Below are 12,983 nucleotides of genomic sequence, written 5' to 3'. Positions count from 1 at the left end.
TCAATCCAAAAATCTGGCATCAAAAACTCCGATGCCACTATAAAATATGGCATCAGACAATCCATCAATACACTATCGAGTTCTCAAAGAACACACACCTACCAGCACTACTTCCGATGAGGGAGCGTTACCAGTAAGCTGGTGTTTCGAAGTGTTGACCCCGTCTCCGGAGCAACTCTTCCAGCGTACCAGACCGGTTTCTCGCTTGCAACCCGTGGTTGCCGGCGTGTTTGCGATCCGGTCCGCAGCGCGTGTTCCAGACTACATGGTCTGGACACTGCATTTCCCCCGGTTCCTGTTGGCCCCGGGGTCTTGCTCGCTGCGGTGCAACAAGAAAGTTACACACGTAGGAACAGGGCGTCAAATCGCCTGGTCAGAGGCTCAAACGCGCGCCACCGAAACTCTTCTTGCCACGCCGGATGACCAACCAACGGCCGTGCAACAGGTCTTCTGAGGTCGGCCGCCACTCGGCGTCGGTGATCTTGACGTTGTTGACGTACGCGCCACCCTCGCCGATGGCCCGTCGCGCTGCTTTGTTGCTCTCGGAGAGTCCGCTGTCCACCAGCAGTTCGATGATCGTCGGCGCGTCGCCGCTGTAATCGGCGACCGTCGTCTCCCCCAGCGCCGCGGCGAGCGTCGACTCGTCGAGCTCGGTCAGCTCGCCGCGACCGAACAAGGCCTGGCTGGCCAGTTCGACGGCGCGGGTGTTCGCAGCCCCGTGGATCAGTGTGGTCATCTCGGCAGCGAGTCGCTTCTGGGCGAGACGCAGATGCGGTGTCTCGCTCGTGGCCCGCTCCAGCTCGGTGATCTCGTCGCGGGAGAGGAAGGTGAACCACTTCAGGTAGCGGACGACGTCGGCGTCGGACGTGTTCACGAAGTACTGGTACCAGGCATATGGGCTGGTGAGCTCCGGATCGAGCCACAGACTGCCGCCGCCGGTGGATTTGCCGAACTTCTTGCCATCCGACGAGGTCACGAGGGGGACCGTCAGCGCATGTACGGTGTCGCCGGTGATCCTGCGGGTCAGGTCGACGCCGCCGACGATGTTTCCCCACTGATCAGATCCGCCGACCTGCAGGCTGCAGCCGTGGCGACGATGCAGCTCGAGGTAGTCGTTCGACTGCAGGAGGAGGTAGCTGAACTCGGTGTAGCTGATGCCATCGCTCTCGAGGCGTCGCCGTACCGTCTCGCGCGCGAGCATGACGTTGACCGAGAAGTGTTTGCCCAGGTCGCGCAGGAACTCGATCGCACTGAGCCCTGCCGTCCACTCCATGTTGTTGACCAATAGGGCACTGTTCTGGCTGTCGTCGAATCGCAGAAAACTTGCCAGCTGGTCACCGATACGTCCCGTCCAGCCACTCACCGTGTCGACGGAGTTCATGGTCCGCTCCCCGACATCGCGCGGATCGCCGATCAACCCGGTCGCACCTCCGGCAAGCGCGATAGGGCGATGACCTGCGAGCTGAAAACGTCGCAGCGTCAACAGCGGCACGAGGTGGCCGGCGTGGAGACTCGAGGCGGTCGGGTCGAACCCGGCGTACACCGTGACCGGGCCCTCGTCGACCGCCGTCCGCAGCTCGTCGAGGTCGGTGGATTGTGCGATCAGTCCTCGCCACTGCAGATCGTCGAGAATGTCGAGTCCGGAAATCCGGTCTTCAGAGGTCTCTGTACTCACACATCGATCTTGTCATCCACACGTGCACGAGCGTCGACGACCCGACCCCTGCCGATCGGACCTGACTGATCAACCGGCGGTGAGCCGCTCGTGCTCCGCGTCGTCGACCGGCCGCGCTTCGCTGGTCAACATAACCGGAATGCCATCGGCATCGATGCGGTAGGCAACACGCAGGCGGGGGTTGTAGAGTTCGTCGCCCGCATCGAGCAACGGGCCATGATCCTGCGGGCACACCAGGCGTTCACGTACGAGCGGATCCAGTGACTGCGCGCGAGAACCCATCGTGGTGCATACCTCTCTGCGAGAATTCGGTGCGCCGTCCGGGCACCATCGCAAGCCTATCGACGCTCATCGTTGTCTTCGGCAGTGGGCAGGCCAAGGCGCTGGCTCAGCCGACCGGCACCGGGTCGCACGGCTCAGCGGCTTCCGGTCGCGGCCCCAGTCCCGTCGGTGGTCGCCGCCGAGGACGCGCGTTTCCCCGCGACACGACCGTTCCCGGCCGACGAATGACTCGCCGACCTGACCGAACTCGACGATGCGTCTTTGTCCGGCAACCACTCCAGCCCTGCCGCCGCGGTCGCGGTGAACCGGCGATAGCGGCCGTCGGCGTCGCGGTACCAGACCCTCGCACCGGGTTTCGGCACACCGCGCGCGGCGAGCGCGGCCGCCTGCGGGCGGTACGACTCGGACACGGGGATCTCGTCCACGACCCGGACCAGGTGCGGGCGCCGATGCGCGGGCAGCGCCCCCAAACCCAGTCGAAGCTGGGTGACCGTCAGCGAGTCGACGTCGGAGCGCATCGTCACCGCAGCCACGACGATCTGGTGTCCCGGACGTCCGAGCCGGTAGGCGACAGCTTCGTCGACCCCGGGCATACGGGAGAGCAATTGCGCGATCGGCGGCAGGTAGACAGGTCCGTCCGGAGTGTGCGCAACGGTGTCGACCGAACCCATGAACCACAGGTCGTCGTCGGAATCCCGATAAAAAAGATGCCCCGACACCTCCCACCGATCCTTGGGTGAGAAGACGTCCCTCAGGACGGTCGCGGTGGTGTCGAATCTGTGTCGCGAGCGCGCGAGCAGCAACCCGACCTCGCCCTGCGCGGCTCGCTCCACGAACCCGCTGTCGCCTACCACCAGTCGCTCGGCCTCGACATCGTAGGCGGCGATGGCGACCTCGTTGGTCTCGGGAAGTGCCCGACCCATCGACCCGACCTTGTCGGCCGCGACGTTGGCGAGGATCGCTGAACCATCTGCGGTGGCGAAGAACTCGAGGACACGTGCCCGCGGAAAACGCTCCCCGATCTCGTCCCAGAGACCAGCAGGCAGTCCAGATCCCATGAACAACCGGATGGGGTTGTGCTCATTTAGCTGAGAGTTGTTGTCGTGCAATACTTCTCGAAGCATCGACCACGTGTAGGAGACCACGGTGACGCCATATCGGTGAACCTCCGTCGCGAAGTTCGCCGGATCGACACCTTCGGACAGCGCGATACGGGAACGTCCGACAGCGGTCGCGCCGAGCGTGGTCAACAACCCGGACGCATGATGGAGCGGCGGGATGCAGTACACGGTGTCGCGGTCGGTCAGGCCGGCCGCAGACGCGGCACCGAATGCCGACATCGCGAACCGATGGTTGGTCACCGGCCAGACTGCGAGCTTGCCGCGCGAACGCGTGAACAGAATGAACGCGAGATCGCCCGCCAACCCAGGGTCCGGGCGGTACCACGCGGGCATCTCCACGACGTCGGGGTCGATCTGCTCCATGTCGATGATGGTCTGACCGTCGGCGCCGTCGATGTCGCGAGCAGAACCGCTGCCGCCGCCGAGCACGAGGACTCGATCGCTGTGTGCGGTGGCCGTCTCGAGGTGCACGGGGTCGCAGATCACGACGTTTGCGCCGGAGAGTCGGAGCATCTCCCCCACATCGCCCTCACCGGCGAGTAGCACGGCCACGGCGCCGAGCCGCGACAAAGCGGCCACCGCGACCAGCGCGCTCGGGCGGGTGTCCATCAACACGCCGATGTGCTCGCCGGGGCGGATTCCGCATTGCACCAAGCCGGCAACGACGTTGTTGATGCGGGTGTCGACCTGCGAGTGGGTCAGTACGCGGTTCTCGAACAAGAACACCTCGCGGTCGCTGCCCCAGTCGGTGTTCTCGGACATCAGCTTGCCCAGCGAGATACGCGTACCGGACTGGATCTGCCCGAGTCGAAACAGCCGGGGTACGGTACGCACCGACTCCTGCGCGACTGCGAGGGACGTCCGTTGTACGGCACCAGCCATCTCGAGCAGATCACGCGACGCACCGGCACCCGCATCGGCGACCGAGCCGATGCCGTGCGTGATCCTGGACAGCAGTCCGACCCCGGTGCCCTTCCCCTCGATCGGCGCCTCCATCGGTTCGATCTGCTCGGGTTCGGGTCCGAGCCCTTCCTGCCAGTTGATCCACGCCGCGGTTGTCGGCCACGTGCGTGAACCGGACGTACTTCCCACGACGAGGCCGAAGTGTCCTACCGGTAGCCGTGATTCGTAGACGCGGGCTCGCGGCGCAGCGCGGACGACACCCCGGATCGCGACCGGCTGCCCGATGTCGTCGATCTCTCCCACGAATGCGAGCACAGGTGCCGTGATCTCGGCGAGCGTCACCAATTCGCCGTTGATCACGAAGCCGCCCGAGACCATGCGATTGTGCGCGACGAACTGACGCAGGAGTTCGGCAACCGCGGGGCCCGACCAGGCGACCCACCCCTCCGCTTCGAGAAAACGACGCTGATCTTCTCGGGGTAGAAGCGCGTCGCGGTCGTGCAGCTGCCGAAGGAAGTCGAGTCGACTCCGTGCCGTCTTCACCGGATCGAGCAACTGGAACCCGAGACGGGCCAACCAACTCGGCACCCACAGATGCGGAAACACCTTGTCGGCGAGGACTTCTGCACCGGGCGCGACCAGCGCTGCGGGAAGACCGAGTGGTAGCGCCGCGAGAACGTCGACGGGACTGCCGAATGTGATCACACTGGCCACGCCACGCGATCGCCGATATGCCGCGGCCTGGTAGGCGAACATCCCGCCCTGCGAGTAGCCGCCCACGTGGACATCTCGCCCGGTGGATTCGATGATCCAGTCGACTGCGCGGCTCACCGCGACCACATGGTCGGCGAGATTGCGTTCCATCCCGCCCTCTTCGTGGTCGGGAGAACCGAAGTCGATCACCCACGGCGTGATGCCGTTGCTATGGAGCACCGAGACCGCACCGTTGTGCTCGGTGACGTCATAGACGTTGGCCGACACCATCATCGGCGGAATGAGCACGATGTTGGGGCCGGTCGCGGGCGTGTCCGGGAAGTAGCGGCGGAGGCGGAACATACGCGTGGTCTCGACCACCGTGAACGGCGCAGGCTCTGTACCGGTCTGCAGACCGCCGTACCTGAGCACCTCCAGTCCGTTCTGTGCGGTGGCGAGAACGCGCTCGGCGAACGCCTTCACATCGGGAATGCCGCTCGCCATCAACCAGCTCCTCCCCCACACCAGATGGTGATGTGCATCACTCTACTTGTCCGGTCCGTTCGCACGGTACACCGCCTAATGCTCAGACGTGCTCACGCGATGATCGCAGCGACCATGGTGAGCAGAACATCACAGCGACCATGGCGAACAAGCGTCACAGCGACCACCGGGAACGCAAGGCCGGGATCTCGCGCTCGAGCACGTCGAGTTGACGACGCACCTGCGACGGCGCGGTACCGCCGTAGGCATCGCGCGATTCGATGGACCCGCGGACGGTGAGTACCTCGCGCACCTGCGGTGTGAGCGCCGGATCGATAGAAGCGAACGTAGCGTCGTCGAGCTCATCGAGCCCGACACCCCGGCTCTCCGCTTCACGCACGCACGCGCCCGCGACCTCGTGGGCCACACGGAAGGGCACGCCTTGGCGCACAAGCCATTCAGCAATGTCGGTGGCCAGTGTGAATCCTGCCGGCGCGAGCTCGGCCATCCGATCCTCGTGGAATTCCAACGTGGCGACCATGCCGGCGATGGCGGGAAGCAGCAGCTGCAGCTGGGCGACCGCGTCGAACACAGGCTCCTTGTCTTCCTGTAGGTCGCGGTTGTAGGCGAGCGGCTGCGCCTTCAACGTCGCCAGGAGGCCCGTCAGGTCCCCGATCAGTCTGCCCGCTTTGCCGCGGGTGAGCTCGGCGACGTCGGGGTTCTTCTTCTGGGGCATGATCGAGCTACCGGTCGACCAGGCATCGGCGAGCGTCACGTAGCCGAATTCTGCTGTGCTCCAGAGGATCACCTCTTCCGCGAGCCTTGACAGATCGACGGCGATCATCGCGAAGACGAACGACGCCTCAGCCGCGAAGTCGCGGGCCGACGTCGCATCGATCGAGTTCTCGGCTGCAGCAGCGAATCCGAGGTCGGCGGCGATGGCTTCCGGATCGAGGCCGAGTGACGACCCCGCCAACGCGCCGGAGCCGTACGGCGACACCGCTGTTCGACGATCCGCGTCGGCAAGACGGTCGACGTCGCGGATCAGTGGCTGCGCGTGCGCGAGTAGTTGGTGCGCCAGCAGGACGGGTTGAGCGGCCTGCAGGTGCGTCTTGCCGGGCATGACGGCGTCCGGGTGTGCACGCGCCTGAGCGGTCAGCGCCTCGACGACGTCGAGCACACCCGTTGCGACCGAGCGCATCGCAGCACGCAACCACATGCGGAACAGGGTGGCGACCTGGTCGTTTCGCGACCGGCCAGCGCGCAACCTGCCACCGAGTTCGGCTCCGACGCGTTCGATCAGCCCACGCTCGAGTGCGCCGTGTACGTCCTCGTCGGACTCTGCCGCCTGGAAGGTTCCGTCAGCGACATCACTCGCAAGCTGGCCGAGGCCGGAAAGCATGGCAGCCAGATCGTCGTCGGAGAGCAGACCGGCACGGTTCAGTACACGCGCATGGGCCTTCGACGCCTGGATGTCGAACGGTGCGAGCACCCAGTCGAATTGCGTCGACTTGCTCAGCGCCGCCATCGCCTCGGCCGGACCCGACGCGAAGCGGCCACCCCAGAGCGATCCCTGGTTGGTGGTTCCGGGAGCGCCGCCGCCCTGATCACTCACTGAGGAGGTCCCGCTTCGCGGCGATCTTCGACGAGAGTCCGTGCAGTTCCACGAATCCGCGTGCAGCGGACTGGTCGAAGCTGTCGCCCTCGTCGTAAGTGGCGAGGTTGAAGTCGTACAGCGACTCACCGCTACGGCGGCCGTTCACGGAGATGTGGCCGCCGTGCAGGACGAGTCGGATCTCACCGGAGACGTGCTCCTGCGTGGAGTCGACGAAGGTGTCGAGCGAGCGCTTGAGCGGCGAGAACCAGAGACCGTCGTACACCAGCTCGGCCCACTTCTGATCGGTGCGCCGCTTGAACCGACCGAGTTCACGCTCGAGGGTGACGTGCTCGAGCTCTTCGTGGGCGGTGATCAGCACCATCGCGCCGGGAGCCTCGTAGATCTCCCGACTCTTGATTCCGACGAGGCGGTCCTCGACGACATCGAGACGACCGACGCCCTGAGCGCCCGCGCGACGGTTGAGTTCCTCGATCGCACCGAGCACACTCACCGGTCGCCCGTCGATCGCGATCGGACGTCCCTTGTCGAAGGTGATGATGACCTCGTCGGGGGAATTCCAGTTGACCGTCGGATCCTCGGTGTAGCTGTAGACATCCTTGGTGGGCGCGTTCCACAGATCTTCGAGGAAGCCGGTCTCGACTGCGCGGCCCCAGACGTTCTGGTCGATCGAGAACGGCGACTTCTTGGTCACGTTGATCGGGATGTCGTTCTCCTCGGCGAAGGAGATCGCCTTCTCGCGTGTCCACGCGTAGTCGCGCACCGGCGCGATGACCTGGAGATCGGGTGCCAACGAGGCGAAACCGACCTCGAAACGGACCTGGTCGTTGCCTTTACCCGTGCAGCCGTGCGCGACGACGGTGCCGCCGTGATCGCGTGCGGCGGTGACGAGATGCTTGGCGATCAACGGTCGCGACAGGGCCGACACCAGCGGGTAGCGGTCCATGTAGAGGGCGTTCGAGGTGATCGCGGGCAGGCAGTAGTCGTCGGCGAACTCGTCGCGCGCGTCGACGAGAACAGCCTCGACGGCGCCGCAGTCGAGCGCGCGCTGGCGAACGACCTCCATGTCCTCGCCGCCCTGTCCGAGGTCGAGCGCCACGGCGACGACCTCCTTACCGGTCTCCTTGCCGATCCAGCTGATAGCGACCGAGGTGTCGAGGCCGCCGGAGTATGCAAGTACGACGCGTTCCGCCATGGTGGTGTGTGCTCCTATGTCGTGGATTCGACATCCATCATCGGATGTCGTGCCCGATGCGATCGGGCTGGGGTCTGGTTGTCGGTCGGGATACGGGCCTCACGGGCGTCGCTCACCGGTGTTCACCGGAGCGGGCGTCACACGAGACCCTCGATTCGTCGTGCGAGTTCTGCACCGTCGATGGGTGCGCGCGCGCACACGAAGATCGTGTCGTCGCCCGCGATCGTGCCGACGACGTCGGGAAGACTGGCACGATCGATCGCGCTGGCGAGATAGTGCGCCGCCCCGGGTGGGGTACGCAGGACTGCGAGATTGCCACTGGCGTCGGTCGACACCAGCAGGTCGCTGAGTAGCCGGGACAGTCGTGCAGTGCCCCCGAAGACCCCGCGGACGGGGGCTCCGTCCTCGGGGACGACGTAGACGCCGACACCGCCATCGGCCGCGCGCAGCTTGACGGCGCCCAGTTCGTCGAGGTCACGGGACAACGTGGCCTGCGTGGCGTCGACTCCCCTGTCGGCGAGCAGTTGTTGCAGTTCCGACTGCGATCTGACCTGATGCGACCCGAGGACCTCGACGATGAGCGCGTGCCGGCCGGCGCGGGTGCTCGCGAGGCGGGTGTCCGACTGGTCACCGGACCGGCCACCGGTGTCCGCGTCATCGACCACCTGGGTCTGCTTGTGGGTGGAGATCTGCCTTTCGGTGGTCATTGTTTCCCCAACAACCAGATGAGCAGCGCCTTCTGTGCGTGCAGGCGGTTCTCTGCCTCGTCGAACACGGCGCTGGCCGGACCGTCGATGACCTCGTCGGTGATCTCGTCACCGCGATGGGCGGGCAGACAGTGCAAGACGAGCGGATCGGCCGCGGCGACCGACAGCAATTCGGAGTTGATCTGATACGGCCGGAACGGTGCTCGACGATCCTTGCCGTCGTCCTCCTGTCCCATCGAGACCCAGGTGTCGGTGACCAGCACGTCGGCGCCCTGCGACGCGGTCTGCGGGTCGGCGTCGAGGCGGACCGATCCGCCGGTCATGGCTGCGCGCTTCTCCGCGTCGGCGATGACCTCGGGATCTGGTGCGAAGCCGTCGGGCGCGCTGATCGTGACGTGCATGCCCGCCGTCACCCCGCCGAGTGCCAACGAGTGCGCCATGTTGTTCGCACCGTCGCCGAGATAGGTCATCTTCAGTCCCGCGGTGCGACCCTTCCGTTCGACGATGGTCTGCAGGTCGGCGAGCACCTGGCACGGATGGAACAGGTCCGAGAGAGCGTTGACGATCGGGATCGTCGCTGTCGAGGCCATCGCTTCGAGGCGCTCCTGCCCGAACGTCCGCCACACCACTGCCTCGACGAACCGCGACAGCACGCGACCGGTGTCCTCGAGCGACTCGTCACGACCGAGCTGCGTCGTGCGTCCGTCGACGACGACGGCGTGACCACCCATTTGCGCGATACCCATCTCGAAGGAGAAACGCGTCCTGGTGGAGTTCTTGTCGAAGATTACGCCCACTCCGCGCGGCCCGTCGAGGGGCCGGTAGGCGAACGGTTGGCGTTTCACCTCGGCGGCGAGGTCGAGTACCTCGGCCTGCTCCTCGGGGGTGAGGTCGTCGTCACGGAGGAAATGGCGTGTCACTGTGCACTGCTCTCGTCGGTTGCGGCGTCGAGGATCTCGGGTAGTACGTCCACGAAATCGCGGGCCTGGTCCTCGGTGATGATGAGTGGCGGCGCCAATCTCAAAACGTCAGGTGCGGGCGCGTTGATCAGGAAGCCCTTGTCCCGGGCGCTCGCCTCGACCTTCGCCGAGATCGGCGCGGTCAATACGACGCCGAGCAACAGACCCGATCCACGAACGTGGGAGATGAGCGGATGGTCGAGGTCTTCGATGCCCGTGGCTATCGATTTGCCCACCGCGGCAACGTGTTCGACGAGGTCGTCACGATCGAGCGTGTCGAGAACCGCGAGCGCTGCTGCCGCCGACACCGGATTGCCACCGAACGTCGTACCGTGTTGTCCCGCTGTGAACAGGTCCGCTGCCTGACCGGTGGCGATACACGCCCCGATGGGCAGTCCGCCGCCGAGTCCCTTGGCGAGCGTCATGACGTCGGGAACCACCCCGGCAGCCTGATGCGCGAAAAACGTTCCGGTCCGGCCGATTCCGGTCTGTACCTCGTCGAGGATGAGCAGTGCACCGTGTTCGGCGGTGAGAGTGCGGGCGTGCGCGAGGTAGTCGGCCGGCGGAACGACCACCCCGGCCTCGCCGAGGATCGGCTCGAGGATGACCGCTGCGGTCTGCGATGATACTGCGGCGGTCAGCGCGTCGAGGTCGCCGTACGGCACGAAGTCGACGCCCGCGGGCATCGGCTCGAACGGTTCGCGCTTGCCGGGCTGCCCCGTCATTGCCAGCGCACCCATAGTGCGACCGTGGAACGCCTTCTCCGCAGCGATGATCTGTGGCCGCCCGGTGCGCCTGGCGAGTTTGAACGCCGCCTCATTGGCCTCGGTACCCGAGTTGCAGAAGAAGACCCGTCCGGGCTGCCCGAACTTGTCCAACAGCCGTTCCGCCAACTCGACCACGCGCGGATTGATGTACAGGTTCGACACGTGGCCCAGGGTCTCGAGCTGCTCGGTCACGGCGGCGACGATTGCGGGATGCGCATGTCCCAACGCGTTGACCGCGATACCGCCGAGCAGGTCGAGGTAGCGGTTGCCGTCGGCATCCCAGACGTAGGCGCCATCACCTCTGGTGAGCGCGATGGGCGGCGTGCCGTAGTTCTTCATGAGGGCGGTCGACCACCGCTGCTGCCATGGTCCGGTCATGAGTGTGACGCTCCATCTATCGTTGTGGGAGACAGACTTTCGGGGGCGACAACCGTCGTTCCCGCACGTGCCTCGGTCAGCAGTTCAGCCAACACGGCGTGCGGCACACGGCCGTCGATGACGTGTGCACGACCCACTCCACCGTCGACGGCGCGTAGGCACGCCTCCATCTTGGGAACCATGCCGGAGTCGAGGCTCGGAAGCAGTTCGGCCAGGGCGTCGGTGGAGATCTGCGACACGAGTGAGGAACGGTCAGGCCAGTCGGTGTAGAGGCCTTCGACGTCGGTGAGCATCACCAGTCGGTTCGCGCCCAGCGCTTCGGCGAGCGCCCCCGCAGCCGTGTCGGCGTTGATGTTGTGGACGACGCCGTCGCGGTCGGGCGCGATCGTCGAGACGACCGGAATACGCCCCGCGCCGACGAGATCGAGGACAGCGGAGGTGTTGACCGAGGTGATGTCGCCGACCAGACCGATGTCGGTCGCGACCCCGTCGACGAGCACCGTGCGCCGCGTTGCCGTGAACAGATGGGCGTCCTCGCCGGTGAGGCCCACGGCATACGGGCCGTGCGCGTTGATCAGTCCGACGAGTTCGCGGCCGACCTGACCGAACAGAACCATCCGGGCGACATCCATCACCTCGGGTGTGGTCACCCGGAAGCCTCCACGGAACTCGCCGGACAGTCCGAGACGCGACAACATGGCCGAGATCTGCGGTCCCCCACCGTGAACCACGATCGGGTGCATCCCGCACGCTCGGAGATAGACGATGTCGGCGGCGAAGGCTCGTTTGAGTTCGTCGTCGATCATCGCGTTGCCGCCGTACTTCACGACGACGGTGGCACCGTGCATCGCCTGCAGGGCAGGCAGCGACTCGGCGAGGATTGCGGCTCTCTCGATACCGCCGATCGAGTGTGTCGATGTCATGAGGAATACGCCGAGTTCTCTTCGACATAGGCGTGCGAGAGATCGGTGGTTCGAATGCTCCCGCTCTCGACGCCGAGTCCGAGGTCGACGAGGACGGCGACCTCGGGGCCGGAGAGGTCGACGTCGCGCGCACCGTCGACACCGGTTCCGTTGACGCACACGGCTTGGCCGTTGAACGACACAGCGATCCGATCAGGGTCGATGGTGACCGGCGCGATCCCCGCTGCGGCGAGCACACGTCCCCAGTTGGCGTCGGAGCCGAAGAGTGCTGTCTTGACGAGGCTGTCACGCGCAATGGTCCGAGCGACGGCTATCGCGTCGTCCTCGGTCGCGGCACCGGTCACCGTGATGACGATGCGTTTGGTGACACCCTCGGCGTCGGCCATCAACTGAGCGGCGAGATCGTCGCAGACGGCGAGCACCGCGGCGTCGAGTTCTGTCTGGTCGACGGGGATCTGGCTGGCGCCGGAGCTGAGTAACAGCACCGTGTCGTTCGTCGACGTCGAACCGTCGATGTCGAGTCTGTCGAACGTCTTCGACGTCGCGCGCCGCAGGGCGAGGTCGAGTTGCTCGGCGCTGGCACGCGCATCCGTGGTGAGGACGCAGAGCATCGTCGCCAGTGAAGGCGCCATCATGCCCGCACCCTTCGCCATACCCCCGATGTTCCAGCCATGAGGGTGGTGGAGCGCAACCTGTTTGGGCACGGTGTCGGTCGTCATGATCGCGTAGGCGGCGTCGGTGCCGCCCGACAAACCGCCGCCCATGTCCTGCACGATCTCGACGACACCTGCACGGATCTTGTCCATCGGCAGGCGGTCGCCGATGAGTCCGGTCGAGCACACCGCGACCTCAACCGCTCCGGTTTCGGTTCCCCAGTTGCTCAGCGCCTCCGCGACAGCCTCCGCCGTCGTGTGCGTGTCCTGGAAACCGAGCGGGCCGGTGCAGGCGTTGGCGCCTCCGGAATTGAGGATGACCGCACGCAGACGGCCGGTGGTGAGAACCTGCTTGCTCCAGAGCACCGGAGCCGCCTTGACCTGGTTGCGGGTGAAGACGCCCGCCGCCGCGTAGTCGGGCCCCTCGTTGAAGACCAGCGCGAGGTCGGCAGCCCCGGATGCCTTGATGCCGGCGGCGATTCCGGCCGCCCGGAATCCGAGCGGCGCCGTCACACCCTGATTGCGGACGAGTCGCGGCCCCGTTGCGGGCGCGCCACCTGTGATCCGGTCGTCTGTGTCGGCTGAAGTGATGTCGGCGGAAGTGATGTCGGCCGACTCGTCGTTGGTCG

General features: G+C 65.8%; 10 protein-coding genes. All 10 read right to left on the bottom strand.

Features of this window, described 5'->3' with window-relative positions:
* Positions 1 to 373 precede the first annotated feature (373 nt).
* The 10 genes from tyrS to argJ all read right to left on the bottom strand — a co-directional run bounded on the left by tyrS (position 374) and on the right by argJ (position 12,960).
* Positions 374 to 1,675: a tyrosine--tRNA ligase gene (gene tyrS, locus GOOTI_RS02845; RefSeq protein ID WP_007237048.1), complete on the bottom strand. Its 1,302-nt coding sequence runs from the start codon at positions 1,673 to 1,675 to the stop codon at positions 374 to 376.
* Between the two features lie 69 nt (positions 1,676 to 1,744).
* A complete protein-coding gene (locus tag GOOTI_RS02840) occupies positions 1,745 to 1,957 on the bottom strand; it encodes a Trm112 family protein (RefSeq protein WP_007237047.1) in 213 nt (70 codons plus the stop codon).
* Between the two features lie 134 nt (positions 1,958 to 2,091).
* Positions 2,092 to 5,178 carry an AMP-binding protein gene (locus GOOTI_RS02835; RefSeq protein ID WP_007237046.1) on the bottom strand — a complete coding sequence of 1,029 codons (3,087 nt, stop codon included), beginning with the start codon at positions 5,176 to 5,178 and terminating at the stop codon, positions 2,092 to 2,094.
* Positions 5,179 to 5,332: 154 nt separating this feature from the next.
* Entirely contained in the window at positions 5,333 to 6,772 is a 1,440-nt protein-coding gene (argH, locus tag GOOTI_RS02830; protein ID WP_007237045.1) for an argininosuccinate lyase, read from the bottom strand.
* Positions 6,765 to 7,967 carry an argininosuccinate synthase gene (locus tag GOOTI_RS02825; RefSeq protein WP_007237044.1) on the bottom strand — a complete coding sequence of 401 codons (1,203 nt, stop codon included), beginning with the start codon at positions 7,965 to 7,967 and terminating at the stop codon, positions 6,765 to 6,767. The genes argH and GOOTI_RS02825 overlap by 8 nt, the downstream gene beginning before the upstream one ends.
* Before the next feature lie 137 nt (positions 7,968 to 8,104).
* Entirely contained in the window at positions 8,105 to 8,674 is a 570-nt protein-coding gene (locus tag GOOTI_RS02820) for an arginine repressor (protein WP_007237043.1), read from the bottom strand.
* The gene (gene argF, locus GOOTI_RS02815) at positions 8,671 to 9,594 is read right to left on the bottom strand and encodes an ornithine carbamoyltransferase (protein ID WP_007237042.1); all 924 of its coding nucleotides are present in this window, start codon (positions 9,592 to 9,594) and stop codon (positions 8,671 to 8,673) included. The genes GOOTI_RS02820 and argF overlap by 4 nt, the downstream gene beginning before the upstream one ends.
* The gene (locus tag GOOTI_RS02810; protein WP_007237041.1) at positions 9,591 to 10,778 is read right to left on the bottom strand and encodes an acetylornithine transaminase; all 1,188 of its coding nucleotides are present in this window, start codon (positions 10,776 to 10,778) and stop codon (positions 9,591 to 9,593) included. Before GOOTI_RS02810 ends, argF begins: the two co-directional genes overlap by 4 nt.
* The gene (gene argB, locus GOOTI_RS02805; protein WP_007237040.1) at positions 10,775 to 11,701 is read right to left on the bottom strand and encodes an acetylglutamate kinase; all 927 of its coding nucleotides are present in this window, start codon (positions 11,699 to 11,701) and stop codon (positions 10,775 to 10,777) included. Before argB ends, GOOTI_RS02810 begins: the two co-directional genes overlap by 4 nt.
* On the bottom strand, positions 11,698 to 12,960 hold the full coding sequence (gene argJ, locus GOOTI_RS02800; protein WP_039993215.1) for a bifunctional glutamate N-acetyltransferase/amino-acid acetyltransferase ArgJ: 1,263 nt from the start codon (positions 12,958 to 12,960) through the stop codon (positions 11,698 to 11,700). Before argJ ends, argB begins: the two co-directional genes overlap by 4 nt.
* Positions 12,961 to 12,983 lie beyond the last annotated feature (23 nt).

Source organism: Gordonia otitidis NBRC 100426 (assembly GCF_000248075.1).
Classification (GTDB): Bacteria; Actinomycetota; Actinomycetes; order Mycobacteriales; family Mycobacteriaceae; genus Gordonia; species Gordonia otitidis.
The sequence above is the reverse complement of the archived record's forward strand: the minus strand, read 5'-3'. Positions and strand labels throughout refer to the sequence as shown.